The organism is Pseudomonas sp. MUP55, assembly GCF_034043515.1.
Classification (GTDB): Bacteria; Pseudomonadota; Gammaproteobacteria; order Pseudomonadales; family Pseudomonadaceae; genus Aquipseudomonas.
This window is the reverse complement of record NZ_CP138214.1, coordinates 842236-860061: the sequence shown is the minus strand read 5'-3', so window position 1 is coordinate 860061 and position 17826 is coordinate 842236. Positions and strand designations below refer to the sequence as shown.

Below are 17826 nucleotides of genomic sequence, written 5' to 3'. Positions count from 1 at the left end.
GATAAAAATGGGGCGCTCATGCCGCCGCTCCCCGCATCGGTTCGTCCTGACCCAAGTCAAAACGGCCCAATACCTTGACCTTGGAGTGACTTCCCAATTCGGCAAATGACATCACCGGCACATGGTTGAACTCATCGAGCAACAGAGCGCGCAACGGGCTGCGCAAATCCTGAGCCACCAACAGCACGCTCTTGGTTTTCGGCCGCAGCACAAAGGCCTGGTTGAGCAGCGCGACCAAGGCCGCACTGTTGTCGTCATCGAGGGCGAAAAACACCCCGCTCTGGGTCTGGCGCAACGCTTCGCGCAAGATGTTCTCGGTCTGTGGCGAGAGTAACCAGGCGTGCAGGCCGTCAGCTTCGCTGTACTGATGATAGATCTGTGCCTTGAGGGCAATGCGTGCGTAGTCAGCCAGGGCACCGACTGCGTGTGCGCCGCGATATCGCCGTTCAGCGCCTGAGTCATCAGGTCGACGCCTTTGGGAAAATCCGTCAAGCCGTACATCTTCAACAGCGTTTGCAGCATCAACGCCAAGGATTGGCGAACGACCACCGAGGCGTAATAAAGCGCACGCACGTCCTGGCGCTCCTGTGGGTCAGTGCTGGCCTCCTTCAACGCCAAGGCGATATTCAGACCTGCCTGGATGTGCCCGCCGAAACCCTGCCTCAGCGCCTTCAAGGCCCCGCGTGCCAGGTCCTCTTCTACTGTCAGCCCATTGGTCCGCGCTTCGTTGGCGACAAATTGAAGCACCACAAAGGCACGCGCCGGGTCACTGCCGGCGAGGCTTATCAGTTTTTCGACAGTGGGCTTGCGCAGCAACTCGAACCTAAGCCGGCGAACAACCGTTTCCAGAGTGGCTTGGCCGGGGTGCCCCAATTGCTCGTAGATCTGCACCAGTTCTGTGACGGGGGAAACTTTCGCGCCAATCGATCGCCGGCCCAGGGCTTGCGCGTTGAGCGCCACTTCTTCACTGAAAATCTGCGCAATGTCATCCAGGCCCAGCGAACGGTTGGGCGCTTGGACAGTGCTCACATTGGGTTTGTCCGCAGGTTGGATCTGCTGCACATCGTTGAAGGATTCGACTTTCATGAGCGGGCCAGAATGGGAAGTTTGTGTCCCTATGTGGCAAGCCGCTGCGATTGGGTTCCATCGACGCGTTTCGCGCCGGCGGCTATGAAAATACCCGCACATCTACGGTGAGGTTTTTGCAAGTTACTGCATAAAAAAGCCCACAAACAAAATATTTATTCAATTAAATCAATGAATTGAACGTTTTCCGCGCCTGGCACAGCCAGTGCAAAAGGGGTGCACATCGAAACCATTTCGATCGAGCCTTCCCGGAGGAAAACTACATGAAAATACCTATTGGTGATCTAGCTCAACTCGTCGGCAGTTCGCCGCAGTTCATGGTCCAACTGACGGACGACCAACAAAAAAAGCTGCGACGCTTCATTCACAAACGCGTGCTCAATCCCGAAGATGCGGACGACCTTCTGCAACTCACCTACCTGGAAGCATGGCGCAACAGAGAGCGCTTCAGCGGCCAGGCCACCCTGAGCACGTGGATGTGCGGGATTGCTCAGAATCTGATCCGCAACCACTTCAGGCGCATGTATGCCAAACCAGTGCATTGTGAGTTCGATGAGTCGTTGTGGCATGGCCAGGAGGAACACAACAGTCTGGACTGGGAATTTGAAGTCAACCGACGCCTGGAAAAAACCCTGAGCGCCATCGACCATCTGCCGATTGAAATGCGCAAAACGCTGTACGCTTCGCTCGAAACCGATGGGAGTTATCAGGACACTGCCGATGCGTTGGACATCCCCATCGGCACGGTACGCTCACGCTTGTCTCGGGCGCGCGAACAGCTTAAACGGGTCACACGCAATTCGTTGCTTCCGTAAGTCCCGCTAGAGGAAAACCGTTGGGCGAAAAGGATCTCTGCCCAACGCATCGACCTTTACGCACGCGGTAGCCAAAGACCTCCTGGGGTGAGAGGCCACCTGCCACTCGTCGCCATTGAGCCGATTTTTCGTTAAACAATTGAAAGCGTAGAAAAAACTTAAAAAAACCCCTTGACGCATTTCCCTTCTGCGCGAATAATGCGCGCCACTTGGCTACATAGCTCAGTTGGTTAGAGCATAGCATTCATAATGCTGGGGTCCGGGGTTCAAGTCCCTGTGTAGCCACCAAGTACCGATCCATAGATGTCTACAGCAGTCTATGAATCACCTCAAGAAGCCCGCCTAGTGCGGGCTTTCTTGTTTCTGGCTATCCACCTCTATCTATCCCTATCCTTCCCCACCGTGTATGCCCACGTGTATGCTTCAGAAATAATTGAACTGAAGGCATACAAGGATGAAACGTACCGATATCAAGCGACGCCCTCTCGCTGACACGACTCTTTCCAGCCTGGAGTCTGAGGCCGGGGCATACCGCGAACTAGACAGCCCAGGGCTGTATTTCAGGGTCAAGCCAAACGGCCAAAAGTCTTGGGAATTACGCTACAAGAAGCCGGACGGTAAATGGTCATGGCTTGGTCTTGGCGGCTACCCGGAAGTGGGCGGCGCTTTCGCTCGTCAGAAAGCATCTGATCTACGCGCAGACGCATCGGAAGGAAAGAATCCGATCACCTCCAAGAAAGCTCGCCAAGCTGCCGAGATCGACGCGGCCAACGACACCTTTGAAGCATTGGCAAGGGAGTGGCACACGTCTCGCCTGAGCGGCTGGGATGCTGGTACGGCTAAAAGAATACTCGGTGCACTCGAACGCCATGTATTCCCTTCGCTCGGCAAACGTCCCTACACCTCTATCATGTCCATGGAGTGGATGGAGCTATTGAGAGGACTTGAGCGTCAGGGGATTCTGGAACAGATGAGCCGTGTAAGGGCCTACTGCAAAGATATCTATGACCTGGCTCGCGTAACAGGCAGAGCCGTTAACAACCCGTTGGAGGGTGTGCATAAATTTCTGTCCTCGGGAAAGACAGAGAACTACGCCCACGTTTCCCCCGATGAGCTTCCGGGGTTACTTCGAGCGATACGCTCCTACCCCCACGCCAAAGATGTTCAGCTCGGCCTGAGGCTTTTGACCCTGATGGCTGTACGCCCCAGCGAACTCCGAGAGGCACAATGGGTAGAGTTCGATTTCGACAAGAAGCTCTGGACCGTTCCAGTCGAGCGCAAGGGTCGTAAGAAAGGTCGTGAGCACCTGGTGCCACTATGCACTCAAGCAATCGAAGCGCTATTAGAGCTTCGGCAACTCACCGGCGCTTACCCACTCTTATTTCCCGGTAGAAGCGACCGCACCAAACCCCGCAGCGATACCGTATTCCTAATGGCGCTCAGACGCCTTGGTTACGAAGGGCGCCAAACCGGCCATGGCTTCCGCCACATCGCTAGCACCATCCTCAACGAGCACGGCTATCCTGCTGACCACATCGAGGCCCAACTCAGCCACAAGCCACAAGGTGTTCGAGGGATTTACAACAAAGCTCAGTACCTTGAGCAACGCACACAGATGATGCAGTGGTATGCCGATCATCTTGACTCATTAGAGGCTAGCAATGTGGTGCAGGGCCAATTTGGAAAGACAGTGTGAGAGCACATACTCAACCCCCCTCTAAAACCGGTGTAACGGGTGTTACTCGTGTAACGCCCATAGCCAAACGCCCGGTTTCATTGGCCTCCACACCTGTTACACAGTTGAGCGACATAGCGTACATCCGATGTAACGCTGCCCCTGCGTGTAACGCAAAAGTCAGCGCTCAGGTGCTGCGGGCAGGCGGTTTCGCCCGAGCCTGCCAAGTGACCCTCGCTGGCTCCGCCCTTCAAGCGCAGGGCGTGGGACTTTCGGTTACACGGCGGATGAGACCTGGCAATGACTGATCACCGAGTCATATTGCATTCGGCGCTAGGCAGCGGCCTGCTCAAATCTCTCTCAGCACAATCGCTCTATGATCTCTGCTGTGGACAGGTCGCTGACGCCTGCCACCTGATCGACCAGTGCTGGCTGCGCATTCACCGCGACGATATCAATAAAGATCTCGCTGGCATGAAAGATCTCGGAAGTATGTGCATTCAGACGATGATCCATGAGGAGAGCATTTTTCAGTATGCCTCCACCGACACCACGGCACGCCTGGCGCATTGGGTACGAATGTACAGCGGTTATCACTCAGTGTCGGAGCGCGACGCTCATGCGGGCTACATCATGGCTTGTGCCGTAAAAGCGCTGGAGACATTAGCCAGTTGGATGCAAACAGCCGATCAAGAGGCCTGGTCTCATGTCTCTGAACCTCCTAATGACTGGCCCAGGGATCTGTATTGCCAATTCGTAGAGATGCAGGTCGACCCGGACAAGCACATCGAAGTGCTCGATCAGTACACCCTCTACCTGGAACCGATCACGTCCCTACCCTGCCTAAACAACGATGAACTGAGATCCATCGCCGTGAGAGCGATTGATAGCGTGGCCCGCAAAAAGGGCGGCATCATCAGCGGAATGGAGCGTAACGATGAGATTAGCGTTCGAGACGCTGCGATAGTTAAACAGGGACATCACTACCGCGCAGCGGGGATGCCCAAACGTAACGTCGCAACGAAGGTACATGCCTGGCTACAGCGTGAAGTCGCAAAACCTTCAAAACAACGGCCTGAGTGGATTGCGCTCGAGACTGAAAAAGCCTTAACTCGCAAAAGAGTTGATGCCATCCTCAAACGCCATTTCGTGCTCTAAGCCAGAAATTTCAATCGGATTTCAATTGGAAGTGAACTGCTCACCGCTGACCCACACCTAGATTATTGCTCTCAGTCCTAACCAGTCGAGAGCAAGATCTATGAAAGCCCCTATCACCGAAATTCCCCGCTTTAACTCAACCACACCAAGCCCAATCTTTGACGCTTCGTCGACATTGATCCGTATGCCCGAGGTCGAGCGGATCGTGGGCATGAAGCGTTCCACCATCTACAAACTCATGCAGCGCACCGATAGCGGCTTTCCCCTGCCCGTCAAATTGAGCAACAGCAACGCACGCGGTGCGCCCGTAGCCTGGGTTTTATCTGAAATCCAAACATGGGCACGAAGCCGCATAGATGCTCGCGACCAGGTGGCTGCATGAAAAGTCGTGTTGCCAACAGGGCCATCTTGCAGCCGTTTTCTGTACTCAGAAAAGTCGGGTTCTCATCACGCGGTATGCAGCGTTTTGAACGCTACCGCACGGAGCAAAAACGCCTTAACCGGGACGTCATGGTGATGCGATGGAGAGATGGAATCTGGTGCGCATTGTCAGTTCCCTGCCAAGCCCCCCAAGCAATCATCGTCGACGAAGGCCAACAAATCGACGCCTACGAGGATGCGCGCGCCTGCCTCGAAGGCGATCTGTTGCCCTTTGTTTCCCTTCGCTGGGACATCCATGCCTGAAACGAAAACGCCCCCGGCGGCAACCGGAGGCGTTGAGGTAAATCTACATGCCTGATCAATTTATGCCGCATCGAAAAAATCCGCAAGCGATCCGCACAGTTGCACTTTCAAAAAACGGGCGTTACTCTCTGACCGTCGCTGCAAATTCAGCGATCGGGTTTGGCGACCCGAGTACATGCAGGCGCACAGGCGCCCCCATACCGATTGCAGGCGCTTTTTTTGTGCCCGCATTCCTGCTTTATGGCGGCTGTGCGTGGGAGACCTTCGGGTCTGCCGGGGTCCTGTATGCCCGGTTCGCCAACCTGCGCACAGCTGCCACCCTAATTCGTTTGGCGACGATCAGTGGCAGCTCCTCACATACAGGAGCTTCACCAAATGCACGCCCTCAATCCGTCCAAAATTCGCGCCGCCGCTCATCGAGCAATGGCTCTCGCCGCTTTACACGCCAACTCCAGCCTCGCTACACGCCTTTCCCGTTACAACGCCCATATGTCCAAGGCTCGCGCCCTGGAAGCCGCAGGGGGTGCCCAATGAGCATGCTCCCAGGCTTTGCACTACCCGAGGATCTGCTCTGCGTCAGCCAGGACGCCGAAGCTGGTCTGCCAATCGACGCCATCACCTGTGCCCTCGACCGTGCCAATTCAGTTCTCATGCTGCTGGAAGATCACTTAGACAGCGATAAACCCCAGCTCTCGAACCGCGTGCTGTCATCCGTAATTTGGGACGTGCGCGGCACCTTGGGCTTGATCAAAACACTCGCCATGTACGGTGATGCCTCCTCTGTGCCGATGGGCCAGAAAGGCGGTGCTCTGTGACCCACTCCAGCACGCGTGGCCGCTCCGAGTTTTCTCCTGCCAACGGTAACGGCCAAAACCTGTTTCGGGTGAATGCCGGTATCCCGCTGGAAGACGCGCTTGAAGCCGTCTCCCAGATTCTGCACCACGCCAATCAACTGATCCTCGACGCCGCCATCAGCGATGCGGGCGAGCGTTTTAGTTGGCCTGCGTTCTACCTCGGCGAGATGGCCAAAGCGCTGATCGACGACGTGAACGAGGCGTTGCTTGAGTCGAGGACAGCACCATGACTCAGCGCACCGGCAACACCTCAAAACGCCCCAGCTTTGCCGACGTAAAAAATGCCGCCCTGAAGAACATCGACCGTGTGCTTGCTCACTGGCTGCCGAACGGCAAACGCGTCGACGGCGGAAAGGAATACACAGCACCTAATCCGACGCGTACAGACAAACGTGCAGGCTCACTCAAGGTCAATTTGAGCAAAGGCACCTGGGCGGATTTTGCCACCGGCGATAAGGGCGGAGACCTGATCGATTTGGTGCGCTACATCGACGGCGGCACGGACGTTGAAGCCTGCAAAAAACTGGCGGATCTGCTCAACGTCTCCGCTGGTTCCGCGACCACCAAAAGCGCACCGGCCAAAAGCGCAACGCCGGAGTGGATCGCGACTCAACCGATCCCGGCCGAGGCCATGAACAAATGTCCAACCAAACACCGACAACACGGTGTTCCGTCCAAAGTGTGGATCTATCGCGATGCTCAGGGTCAGCCAGTCATGGCGCTGTATCGCTTCGACCTGGGCCCAGATGAAGAAGGAAAACCGAGGAAGGTCTTTGCACCGCTGACCTGGTGCAAGCGCTCCGATGGGCAAACCACACAATGGCGCTGGCAAGGGTTGCCGGAACCTCGGCCATTGCTGCACCTGGATGAGCTGGAACAGCGGGCCGATGCGCCTGTGGTGCTATGTGAAGGCGAGAAGGCTGCTGATGCCGCCGCTGAACTGATGCCCGACCATGTAGCCACGTGCTGGCCGAACGGCTCCAACTCTTGGCACAAGGCCGACCTGACGCCACTCAAAGGGCGCACGGTGGTGCTATGGCCGGATAACGATGCCAGCGGCAAGACCTGCATGGACGCCATCGAGCTCAAGTTGATTGAGCTGGGCGTCGCTTCGGTACAACGAGTCTCGCTCGACGTGTTCAAGCTCAAGCCCAGCAGCAAAGGCGGAAAGCCCACGCTCATCAAGGGTGGAAAATGGGCAGACGGCGACGATGCAGCGGATGCGTTAGCCAAAGGCTGGACACCTGCCCACGTCGCCGAGCTGGTGCGCAGCGGTGAGTTTTTCGGCGGTGCCGCTGAGCCAACTGAACCTCAACAACCGAAGGCCGAGGCTCCCGCCAAACGTCCTGCGAAATCAAAAAAAAATGACCTGTTGCCGGGCGGCTTTCGCCTGACGCCAGAGGGGGTGTTTTATTCCGGCGACGATGGTGAGGAACGCCCCGTGTGCTCGCCTCTGGAAATCATCGCCCGTACTCGCGATGACAAGGGCCACAACTGGGGTTTATTGGTCGAGTTCGATGATCCGGACGGCGCCAAAAAACGCTGGAATATTCCAGCCCGGACCATGACCGGCGACTTCGGCAAGGACGTACTCGGCCCGCTGGTGGACATGGGGCTACGCCTTGCCGGAAGCCGATCAGGACGCAATGCCCGTAATGACCTGCAGAGCTATCTCGGCGGCTTCGACAGCTCCCAGCGCGCACGCTTGGTGACGCGCTTGGGTTGGCACGACAACGCGTTCCTATTGCCCGAACAACAGATTGGCTCGCACGCCGAACACCTGCATTTTTATGAGGCCGGTGCGCAGTTGCCACCGATCAGCGAGGCGGGCTCTCTGGAGCAGTGGCAGCAGCAAATCGGCGCGCTGTGCGTTGGTAACCATCGCTTGGCGTTTGTCGTCTCTGTGGCCTTTGCAGGGCCTCTGCTCAACCTGCTCGGGCATGAGTCGGGCGGCTTCCATCTCTATGGCGACAGTTCCGGGGGCAAGACTACCCACTTGCAGGTCGCTGCCTCGGTTTATGGCGGACCGCGTCTGGTGCGTTCGTGGCGCTCGACAGATAACGCCTTGGAGTCCATCGCCGCTGCGCACTCAGACGGCCTCCTGGTGCTGGATGAAATTGGCATGTGTGACCCACGCATTATTGGCGAGACGGTTTACATGCTCGGTAACGGCACCGGTAAGGCCCGGGCGAATGATCGAGGACAAGCGGGCCGACAGGTACAGGAGTGGCGCTTGCTGTTTCTCTCGACCGGCGAGAAGACATTGGCGCAGCACATGGCGGACGCCAACAAGGAGCTGAAAGCGGGCATGGAGGTGCGCATGCTTGCGGTGCCAGCGGATGCCAGCAAGGGCCTCGGCATGTTCGATGTGCTGAACGGTTTTGAGGATGCAGCCGCCCTCTCCGATGCGCTCAAGGCCCGTGTAGCTAAATACTACGGCACACCCCTCACCGCCTTCCTGCACGCACTGTGCGCGCCAGGAGAAATGCTCAGATGGACGGTGATCATTCGCCGCACGGTGGAGCAGTTCATCACCCAAAACCTACCCGCATCGGCCAGTGGGCAAGCCCAACGTGCCGCCCTGCGCTTTGGCCTCGCAGCAGCGGCCGGAGAGTTGGCCACCGCTTTCGGCGTCACTGGCTGGCCCGATGGCACGGCCACGACCGCCGCACGGGTGTGTCTGCATGCGTGGCTCGCCGAGCGTGGCGGCGCCGGTAACTTCGAGGGTGACGCGATCCTGGCTCGACTGCGCCAGGTCATCGAACGCTTCGGAGAAAGCCGCTTTACCCGCTGGGAATCTGCTGCCGCAAAGATCGATGAACACGGCCCACGCACGATTGATCGGTTGGGCTTTCGCAAGACGATGGAACACGGCATGGGCGATGCCCTGCACACCACCAACACCTACTACGTGCTGCCGGAAGCATGGCGCTCCGAAATCTTCCGAGGCATGAACCTGAGTGCGGTCAACAAAGAGCTTTTGCGAAGGGGTGTTCTAGAGCCTGGAAAGGACGGCAAAGCCTCAACCGCAGTGCGACTACCCGGACTGGGCTTGCAGCGCTGCTATGTGGTTGTCGCAGTGCCAGAGCAAGGTGATCACAGCGCCCAGGCGGCCTAACAACGGCCCCGCCATGAGGAATGCAGGCTCACCTTGGCCTGGCCCGCCAGCGGAAAAAAATCAATCAATCTCTCGCCTTTAGGAACTTAATATGAACCAGCTAAAACAGCAACAAGCCGCCTTGATTCAAGAACTGGAAACCTTGGAACAGAGCCTTCCACAACTGGAAACCGAATGGCGTAACGCGCCGCGCGGTTTCAGTGCTGTCGGCAACCCAATTGGAAGCCCTGAAGCCAGCGAAGCTGCTGATAAAATATCCAGTGCCGAAGCTCGTATACGAGCGATACCACACGACTTAGCAGCAATTGATCGGAAGATTCAACACCTAGAACGCCTAGAAAAAAACGATCAAATCAAAGTCGAATCCATCCAAGCAATGTCCGATGCGACAGCTGAAATAGAAGCGCTGGAGCGAAAAAGAGAGCACTTGAGTGAGCGGTTTAAGGAGATTCAATCTGAAGCCGATCAAGCACTGGAAAAGGCGCAACAAGCCGAGCGCGACGCTGCAACGTCCTACGCCAAAAGCCTCGCCAGTGGTGATACCGAAGGGGAAAAATCGGCAAGCGGCGAAATGCAAAAGGCCGCTAAGCAACTGGCAACAACGGACGAGCAGGTCAGAAGGCAAGACCTGATCCTCGGTGCTCTGCAAGTCGAGCTCGATACTCTTGAGACTCAAATTACGAATGCCCGCCAACGGTGCGATGAAGCCAGGGCCACAGCACTGAGTGCAGTAGGTTTTGCGCTGAATGAGGAGTGGAATGCTGCAACCGAACGGCTGATGGTTTTGGGAGCACGCATAGTAGCCATCAGCCACAAAAAAGGGGGAATGGGCGACTCTTTGTCCGGACTGAAAGTGCCTCGCTTCGGCCCCTTCCATTCGAAACTTGATCGTTCCGATCTGGCAGCGTTAGCGCGTAACATCTCTCTGGAGGAACTACTCGCAGCGTAACCCCGAATCAGCCCGCTCTCGCGGGCTGATTATTCGACCTGTTAAGTTCAAGAAGACTTGCGATCTATCAATTACCTAGCTGCAAGTCTTCTTACTCCCTCCTAATTGACCATAATAACCACCAGGCGGCCCCAATGCCCGTCAATCGATATCAATCTTAATACCATTTCTTGGATTACCATCCAATCGAATGGTTCGTAATAAGTGGCGGGTATCTGGCGTCGAGAATTTTTGAGAGATATGTCGAGCTAGCGCGTCACTTGAAGTAGTTAAGATCAGGCCCAAATTAGGCATAGTCGTGGCGAGCAACCGAAATATATCTAGCATGGCGACTCTGTTTAAATCATCTAAATGAGCAATCGGCTCATCCAAAAAGAAAGTGCCACCAACGGTTCTCGCACGCGCTAAATACAAAGACAATGCAAGATCCTGACGCTGCCCTTGACTGAACCGGGCTTCAGCGTCAATTGGTTGATCTTCGTGCCCCTCTGCAATTGCAGTCCAGCGGAGGACATCACTACCCTCAGAGATACTAAGCCCCTTATAAACTTCATTAGCATGCATACGTGAAAAAAGTTCAGCGGCTGGTTTCAATACGGGACCTAAGCACGAGATGGAAAGCGACCTAATATGCGCTCGATATATAGATATTATCCTCTCAGCCTCGCTAAAATAATGAGCCCCTTTGTTAAGCTTATTACTGACCAACTTTTCTTCACCTTGCAGAATCTCAAGCGCTTTAATATCGTCATTGATATTTACAGAAGCCTCTGCACGGGCTAAATCCTCTAGACTCTTTTGTGTTATCGCCTTCTCGTTTTCGAGTCGCTGATGAATTTTAGTATAATTATCCAGTGTGACGGCCTGCCCCGGAGCCAGAGAGTTCCAAGCAGAAGTTAACACACTGCTATTTTCCACAGAAGACTGAAGGTTTTTAGTCCAGTTACTAATTTCAACATTTACCTGATTAAGTTGAACCGTCAATAGCTCGCGCCCGCCCTGCAACTCATTACGAGCTCTAGTCAGCACACCCTCTTGGCTAGAATAATGGGTTCTATAGCGCTTCACCCTATCAATACAACTCATAAAGCGCCCTAGGAGTGATAACTCGCCCTCGGGCAAGAATGTAATTTCAACATACTCCAAGGTTTCGAGACACTTGCTCAACGAGGTAGCAACACGTAAACGATCAAACCAGATTTCGATGCTTTGGACAGTAACACCTGATAGATCAGGCGCCTTCATTACTCCCAAACAATTAGAAAGTTTTTCATGCTGCCTTAATTGCTGCTCAACACTATTAAGACGCTGTATATGCATTTGGTAAATTTCAGCTTTAACTTTACCAGCCCTAAACTCTTTGAGAGCAATCTCCTCATTTGCCCTATCAGCTACAAGCTGGTCATGAAGATGAGCAACTAGGGGCGAAATCGAATCACTTTGAATAGTTACTACTGCAATAAGTTCTTGATGCGTTTTCCAATCATGACTACACAAAGGACATAAAGTATCATTGTGAGAGTGAACTAAAGAGCGCCCTAATGACCTCAATTGCTCTGCTGCCGAAGATAATTTCTTAAAATCGGCCTCTGATGTTTCTCTTTTTTTACTAGCCTGGCTAGCTTGTGCCTCAAGATAACTCAAGCCTTCAACTGGCTTAATTTCTTGCGACCTCGCAACAATTTCATTTCTTTGAATAAACAGCGCATTAATGTCCGCAACATTACTTAACAAGTAATTGAGTGATTGCCTCCAAACATCTCGCTGACCATCAGACCAGCTCAGCTCTGCAAACACACCTCTAACATCAAATGCGGATGTTGGGTTAGCATCGAAATATTTTTTGGCTACACCTTCACCAATCAATGCCGAGCAAGGCTCTAACTTTGCAAGCTGTTCATCTGCCCACCTTACGGTTCTAGCTGCCGCATCAAAATCAGGTAAAATCTTTGACATCTCGAGGTCGTTAGTTGAGACAGTTTTTTCTAGATCAGCTTTCCGCTCATGTAAACTTTCTAATTGACTACGCGATACTTCCAAGTGTTTTTGATGTTGGTGATAGCTATCCCACTCAGCATAAATTTTATTTAAAGAAACTATTTTATCTGCTAACTGAATCCTACCTTTCTCAACTAGCTTTTTAGTTTCTTTCAATCTATCCTTTATTTCAGCGAATTCAGACGCGGGCGGCAAACCAAGACGTTCAAGACTGCTGTGAATCATAGCTTCAAACTCATGATTTGTTAGAAGCGTGTCATTGACTTTAGCAGTCAGCCCTGCTATTTCTTGTCGAATATTAGAAAGCTTTGCTTCTACACCCTTTATACTTGGTAGGGCATTACGATAATCGGTGATTTTTTGCAATGCGTGCGTCAAATGCCCAAAACCAAGTATGTCAGCAAATATTTGTTCCCTATCAGATGCTCGACTATTATCAACCAATAGTGCTAATGCATTTGAATACAGCCAGCGACTACTCCTTAACCAATTACGTTTTACATTTTTCGAAACCTTTTGGTTTTTTCCTCCTACTGAATCCGGCGTAAGCATTTCTAACAGGTCGGCATCGGTAATTTTATTTACCTCATTACCTGCCTTTAAAGTCAAAGTCCGCCCATACCTTCGCAATTCGTAGCGAGTTTGTCCAATTAAGCACTCTGCTGAGACCTCCATTCTACCTTTTCCCCACTGGCATGGAAGTTCGTGTGTACTAACGTCATTCACAACACCCGTAAGAAGCCATTCTATAGCGTAGCAAATCGAACTTTTCCCAGTTCCATTTGCTGCGTGGATCACGATCAGGGGAGTATCTAGAGGAATCGTAATCGTACCAGGGATTCCTCGAAAATTACTGACAGTGATGGAGAGCAAACGAATCGACAAATTGCTATTCATTTAGATTCCACTCCTTAGAATGAGCTTCAGCCGTTGCCAAACTTCCATACAATTCAATCTCATCCATTAGCTTTTTGGCTTTCGGATCGAGTGTCGGGTTAATCGTAAACTGTGCAACACTCGCTACTGTTGCTATTCCCAGAGATGTAACTCTCTCTACTCTCTGCCATTGATCCGGGTATTTTACAACGACATGTTTCCTGACAAATCTTGTATTTTTTTCAGCATCCGCTATAAAACTTTTTAAATCATGCATCTCTGAATCAACTGCAAGAATCAAATAGCCATCTATAACTATTCCTGATCTTTCTCTTCCAACGAGAACCTTATCAAGCAAAGCTTCAGAAATTATAATTTTTTTAACTGACTCACCATATTCCAAACCCATCAGATTGATGAGCAAGATAGAAGCAAAATTAGATTCCCAATAAACATTGGCAATTTCCAGCTCATCAAATTCAGCAATTTGTAATTTTTTCGCTGTGAAACCAGCGTCCACAGCGCGAATTTCTATATCCACCAATAGCTGATCAAACATCCAACTTCTCCTTTCGCGCAACTATATCTTCCATCAATGAAGAAGGTGACTTGCTCGAATCCAGCTCGGAATAATACGATTCAACCTCATCTATTCCAAAGACGAATGCTTTTCTGGCAAGCGTAGGATACGTAATATTATTCTCTTCATCTGCGGCATACGTTATATTGAAGCGACCGCGCTCTGAGGGTTTTATTCCGACATCAGGTATACGACCTTTCCCTTTCCAAAAAACAATCAGCTCGGGATGCTCGCCGGGTTGCTTCGCCCAATCTACTATATCAGCTTCCATCGACCGAACACTGTAAGTATAGTTACTCCAGCCGAGAATATTAGCGGTATACCCTGAGTCCGAAACGTATTTTAGTTGGCCACTACAGTACTTCTCGTACTGCCAATGGGTATTGGATTGAGATTTGAGATAACAAAGTGCATGCACAGTACCCATAACACACTCGCCATGGTCATATATATGACTGGGTAGAAAAGCTGCCCCGGGTTTTACACCATGCATAGTAGAGTAAGTAAAAACCCCACTAGCTTGAAATGCTCCTGACTCCACTAGCTCTTGTAATATTTCCAGCTCGGAATGAACGGGAACCGTCATATCTACAGTAGCAGGATATTTACTTATGAGCTGAGAAAGCTCTACTTCTTCGCTGCTCAAGTCAGAGCATATGCCATGATCTTTAAATCTATAAGGAAAGGCGCGAGAAACAACTAAAGTGTGCCCGGTGTTGTCCCAGGCTAATTCAGCCAACAACGCGCCTGGCGAGATCCTGCGCATCAAATTTCCGCACGGACTGTTCGTTGGCGCTTTGGTCGTTACGTTTGATAGTTCAGCTGTTGGAAAAAAACCCGTTACGTTCTTCCAAATACCATAATCTCTAACTTGGCCGCTATTTGAAACGACCAAAGCGACCTTAGAATTCTGCCTCAGCGCATGATAATCAGATAATGAACTTTCAAAAGACGTCTCAGTTGCATTGGTATTATGAGACACCAGTAAAACATTCGGGCGTAATAACGCATCCTCTCTTTGCCCCAGATAAACTCTTCTCAACTGGGACTTTGACTCAGATATAGGAGCTACAAAATCATCACCAAGTATCGGCCAAACAACGACATCTTCAAATGCCAACCTCAGCGAAACATTACCATGATCAAGCGCTGTATCTAGTGGGTTATTCTCAACTAAAATATAACACTTCGTTTCCTCATCACTTAGTTTAACCCAGCACCAGCCTGCGCGATAATTACAGCCGGAAGCGGGCTCCCACTCAGGGTCTATCCAAACTTTGCTTTCTTGATCCTCATTTTTCCATTTAAGGAGAGTCAAACCGTCTACGTATCCGCACCCCACCATCAGCACTACTGGCGAAGTGTAATCCTCTACTAATTTATTGCAAACCGACCATTTATCCGCTGTGAGAGCCGACGACCCACACATTATGACAGAAACACGCGATCCAAAGTGATGCTTCAATTTTGAGCCTGGCTCTTCAAGCAAGCCTCGAATAGTAGCCTCTACGCTGTTGCCGGAACCTTGTACAACAGCCACATTGAATCGACCATTATGATTCAGATTACATTCTATATATGCTGTTCTAATTTTCGCAGCTAATTCTACATCCCCTACTCCCCGACTTAATCCTCTACTACCCAAAACATTGTTAAGAAGTGTCTCAATTTCTTGCGTTGTGGCCCCGCCAACTGTATCCAGCTTAAAATATGTAGACTTAATTTTATCTTTATCAGCAACTAACCTTGACAAATCTTCTTTGCGATGGAGTATTGTTTTGGTTGCAATCATCCTTGCCCAAAACAAATCACATAGCTGAGCGCCCGAGGTAATCCCCTTAAGCTCTTCACTATTCTTGAGCTTTACATATTTATCTTTTACCTTTAAAGCTTCCTGCTCAAAAGTAGACCTTAACGCGTCAAATCTTTCTACTCCAGTGCCGTCCAGGAACGTCATGAGTGCAGCAGTTGTGCTTTCTGCAACTGCCAATATATAAAAGAACTCTTTCCCATCAGCTGAAATTAGCTTTGGCTCAAGAACTGAGTTTAGAAAAAACTTGCATATTTCCGGAATAAACTGGGGTAGTCCTATATTAGACTTCAACCTTTTACATTGGATGATGCCAACCGACACTCCCTGATGCGTTAATATGACATCGCGCCCACCGTCCGCACCGTCATTCATCCGTCTTGCGCCGTCATACCAGCTATGGGAATCAGAGCCCGCTAACTCATTGTAAATATCAGATAAAAGAAGCTCGAACTGAGCATCTCCGAGACGCTCAAATGGAAGCTGCCCGGCATCAAATGCGAATGCATTGGGTCTCTTTTTCAAAGCTTTTTTCCGATCCGCTACATCCTGCGTAGGCTTCAGCAGTAACTCGCGTAATTCCTTCATTGAAAACACCGCTCCTTGGACTGATCTCGCGCACTTCGGGTAGTCATGCCCAGTGATTATTTTTTGCCATCCTATCAGCTTCACTGAGCTTTTATATGTAGGTAGCACTATCGGCGCATATCAAAGAAATGTCGTATCGCGTTGATTCGGTATGTCAATCCCCGAGCCTGAGGCCCCTTAGGTCTGGTGCAGCGCTCCTTTGCCTACGTTCGTCTTAATTTATTAAAGACACTGGCCGGCTAGCCCACATATGACTCCCGCCCGCCATTTCTCGATTTCTGTCTGTTACGACGATGAAAATAATGATTGCGGCCTACGGTCTGCTCAAATTTGAAAACGTCGTTGTAACACCAATTTTGGTTGTGACACCAAACGCATTGGAATAATTATGCGGTGCAAATACAAATAAAAATCAATAAATTCAATTACTTAATAACTCACGTCACCCCAGATCCTTACGTGTCTACCCCGCCCCCCATCGGGAATGAGTTCCACCAGCGAAGAGATTCCTGCGGGAGCCTGGGCCCCTGAGCAGAAGAAGCATATACGGGGTAGGAAACCCGCGGGATCGTGTTAGCGGCAATATTTCCTACGTCGGTTGACAGGTTGACGTGGTTGACACCCATCACCATGGTTGACGCCACGCAGGCGTTCATTATCAGCAACAGATACGGCCACCTTTACCGAAGCTGTAACGATGGCCCTTTTTCTTCAAGATCCTTTCAATTTCAACGATTGAAATTTCAGTAACTTCCAACGCCTCCCACTAACTCGATCCCGCGGGTTTCATGCCCCGTGTCCCTCGAAAACCGCCAGGGTCCCCGGCGTTGATCCTCTTGGAATGGGGAGGCTGGCTAGCTGAAGTCAAGTGACTCGAAAGCTCCTCCTGTGGCCTCCCCGGTGGAAATGCAGACTTTGAACGGATACCAAGAGTCCTCCAAGTACCAACCATCCCCCGTAATGAACCCATCAGCGAGAGAAACTTGGATATCCCTAATCCCATCTAAAGACAAACGCTCAGTGCACCAGACCTCAGCGTCTCCTTTGAAAAGCCTAAGCCACAGCCCATTTGAAACGAGGGTGCTACCCAGCTCTGGAATGCTGATCAAATTCTCAATATCCCCACCGAAGTGCTTCAAGAGCAGTCCGTTACGAACGTCCACGATGTAACCCTGACCACCGGCAACTACGATCACGTGAAAACTCGACTCCACTTCCAACACACAGTTGAAGCGGCAAAAACCGGGTTGGAAGTTCCCCACCCAAGAAGGCATCCCTTCCGGCAAGAACCTGATAACGATCCCCTCACTGTGCTGCCCTTGGCCGGTTGCACTGAACTGGAGAGGAAGAGGGCCATCACCCGGCAGCCCAGCAAGAAGCTGATGTTGCGGCGTATCGGTCATAGATTTGCCTGGCTGCGAAGTTCATTTCCGTCGAATCATGACACTACCTACCCCTCCGTTACAGAGGCGTGACCTTCCAAAGGCGCGGGACCGCTTCGTTTATCAGCAACATATAGCGACGGAATACCTTGCCGTACATGTCCTCCAGCTAGCCTGCCCACAACATCGGGATGCTGACTTTAGCGTTACACGCACGGGCAGCGTTACATCAGATGTACGCTACGTCACTCAA

General features: G+C 51.7%; 13 protein-coding genes, 1 tRNA gene and 2 pseudogenes. 10 read left to right on the top strand and 6 right to left on the bottom strand.

The annotated features are described in order from the left end of the window. Positions 1–16 precede the first annotated feature (16 nt). Positions 17–415: pseudogene (locus SC318_RS03655) on the bottom strand (FHIPEP family type III secretion protein); the annotation flags it as partial. Between the two features lie 140 nt (positions 416–555). After that, positions 556–1086, bottom strand: a pseudogene (locus SC318_RS26960) (HrpJ domain-containing protein); the annotation flags it as partial. A gap of 263 nt (positions 1087–1349) precedes the next feature. On the opposite strand from SC318_RS26960, the gene SC318_RS03645 reads away from it, so the two are divergent. The 10 genes from SC318_RS03645 to SC318_RS03600 all read left to right on the top strand — a co-directional run bounded on the left by SC318_RS03645 (position 1350) and on the right by SC318_RS03600 (position 10339). Further along, the gene (locus SC318_RS03645; protein WP_320429691.1) at positions 1350–1901 is read left to right on the top strand and encodes an RNA polymerase sigma factor; all 552 of its coding nucleotides are present in this window, start codon (positions 1350–1352) and stop codon (positions 1899–1901) included. 211 nt (positions 1902–2112) lie between these two features. Next, a tRNA-Met gene (locus SC318_RS03640) sits at positions 2113–2189 on the top strand. A gap of 166 nt (positions 2190–2355) precedes the next feature. Next, entirely contained in the window at positions 2356–3597 is a 1242-nt protein-coding gene (locus SC318_RS03635) for a tyrosine-type recombinase/integrase (protein ID WP_320429690.1), read from the top strand. Positions 3598–3876: 279 nt separating this feature from the next. Then, entirely contained in the window at positions 3877–4734 is an 858-nt protein-coding gene (locus SC318_RS03630; protein WP_320429689.1) for a hypothetical protein, read from the top strand. 100 nt (positions 4735–4834) lie between these two features. Continuing rightward, positions 4835–5116, top strand: a complete 282-nt coding sequence (locus SC318_RS03625; RefSeq protein ID WP_154845687.1) for a helix-turn-helix transcriptional regulator — start codon at positions 4835–4837, stop codon at positions 5114–5116. Then, the gene (locus tag SC318_RS03620) at positions 5113–5418 is read left to right on the top strand and encodes a hypothetical protein (RefSeq protein WP_106805475.1); all 306 of its coding nucleotides are present in this window, start codon (positions 5113–5115) and stop codon (positions 5416–5418) included. The genes SC318_RS03625 and SC318_RS03620 overlap by 4 nt, the downstream gene beginning before the upstream one ends. Positions 5419–5948: 530 nt before the next feature. After that, on the top strand, positions 5949–6233 hold the full coding sequence (locus tag SC318_RS03615) for a hypothetical protein (protein WP_044286452.1): 285 nt from the start codon (positions 5949–5951) through the stop codon (positions 6231–6233). Further along, positions 6230–6502: a DUF3077 domain-containing protein gene (locus SC318_RS03610; protein ID WP_017478646.1), complete on the top strand. Its 273-nt coding sequence runs from the start codon at positions 6230–6232 to the stop codon at positions 6500–6502. Before SC318_RS03615 ends, SC318_RS03610 begins: the two co-directional genes overlap by 4 nt. Continuing rightward, complete coding sequence (locus tag SC318_RS03605) at positions 6499–9390, top strand: DUF927 domain-containing protein (protein ID WP_320429688.1); 2892 nt, start codon at positions 6499–6501, stop codon at positions 9388–9390. The genes SC318_RS03610 and SC318_RS03605 overlap by 4 nt, the downstream gene beginning before the upstream one ends. Positions 9391–9481: 91 nt before the next feature. Beyond that, complete coding sequence (locus tag SC318_RS03600; protein WP_320429687.1) at positions 9482–10339, top strand: hypothetical protein; 858 nt, start codon at positions 9482–9484, stop codon at positions 10337–10339. Positions 10340–10480: 141 nt separating this feature from the next. Here SC318_RS03600 and SC318_RS03595 read toward each other — a convergent pair whose 3' ends face one another. The 4 genes from SC318_RS03595 to SC318_RS03580 all read right to left on the bottom strand — a co-directional run bounded on the left by SC318_RS03595 (position 10481) and on the right by SC318_RS03580 (position 17594). Beyond that, positions 10481–13234, bottom strand: a complete 2754-nt coding sequence (locus tag SC318_RS03595) for an AAA family ATPase (protein ID WP_320429686.1) — start codon at positions 13232–13234, stop codon at positions 10481–10483. Continuing rightward, the gene (locus tag SC318_RS03590; RefSeq protein ID WP_320429685.1) at positions 13227–13772 is read right to left on the bottom strand and encodes a hypothetical protein; all 546 of its coding nucleotides are present in this window, start codon (positions 13770–13772) and stop codon (positions 13227–13229) included. Before SC318_RS03590 ends, SC318_RS03595 begins: the two co-directional genes overlap by 8 nt. Continuing rightward, positions 13765–16191, bottom strand: coding sequence for an ABC-three component system protein (locus SC318_RS03585; RefSeq protein ID WP_320429684.1), 2427 nt, complete (start codon positions 16189–16191; stop codon positions 13765–13767). Before SC318_RS03585 ends, SC318_RS03590 begins: the two co-directional genes overlap by 8 nt. A gap of 854 nt (positions 16192–17045) precedes the next feature. Beyond that, positions 17046–17594 (bottom strand): hypothetical protein, encoded by a 549-nt coding sequence (locus SC318_RS03580; protein WP_320429683.1) that lies wholly within the window; start codon positions 17592–17594, stop codon positions 17046–17048. Between the last annotated feature and the right edge of the window lie 232 nt (positions 17595–17826).

Excerpts from the sequence above, each read along its gene's own strand:
- SC318_RS03635 (WP_320429690.1), top strand. The coding sequence starts at position 2,356 with ATGAAACGTACCGATATCAAGCGACGCCCTCTCGCTGACACGACTCTT.
- SC318_RS03615 (WP_044286452.1), top strand. The coding sequence starts at position 5,949 with ATGAGCATGCTCCCAGGCTTTGCACTACCCGAGGATCTGCTCTGCGTC.
- SC318_RS03630 (WP_320429689.1), top strand. The coding sequence starts at position 3,877 with ATGACTGATCACCGAGTCATATTGCATTCGGCGCTAGGCAGCGGCCTG.
- SC318_RS03645 (WP_320429691.1), top strand. The coding sequence starts at position 1,350 with ATGAAAATACCTATTGGTGATCTAGCTCAACTCGTCGGCAGTTCGCCG.
- SC318_RS03620 (WP_106805475.1), top strand. The coding sequence starts at position 5,113 with ATGAAAAGTCGTGTTGCCAACAGGGCCATCTTGCAGCCGTTTTCTGTA.
- SC318_RS03580 (WP_320429683.1), bottom strand. The coding sequence starts at position 17,594 with ATGACCGATACGCCGCAACATCAGCTTCTTGCTGGGCTGCCGGGTGAT.
- SC318_RS03595 (WP_320429686.1), bottom strand. The coding sequence starts at position 13,234 with ATGAATAGCAATTTGTCGATTCGTTTGCTCTCCATCACTGTCAGTAAT.
- SC318_RS03600 (WP_320429687.1), top strand. The coding sequence starts at position 9,482 with ATGAACCAGCTAAAACAGCAACAAGCCGCCTTGATTCAAGAACTGGAA.
- SC318_RS03585 (WP_320429684.1), bottom strand. The coding sequence starts at position 16,191 with ATGAAGGAATTACGCGAGTTACTGCTGAAGCCTACGCAGGATGTAGCG.
- SC318_RS03605 (WP_320429688.1), top strand. The coding sequence starts at position 6,499 with ATGACTCAGCGCACCGGCAACACCTCAAAACGCCCCAGCTTTGCCGAC.
- SC318_RS03625 (WP_154845687.1), top strand. The coding sequence starts at position 4,835 with ATGAAAGCCCCTATCACCGAAATTCCCCGCTTTAACTCAACCACACCA.
- SC318_RS03590 (WP_320429685.1), bottom strand. The coding sequence starts at position 13,772 with ATGTTTGATCAGCTATTGGTGGATATAGAAATTCGCGCTGTGGACGCT.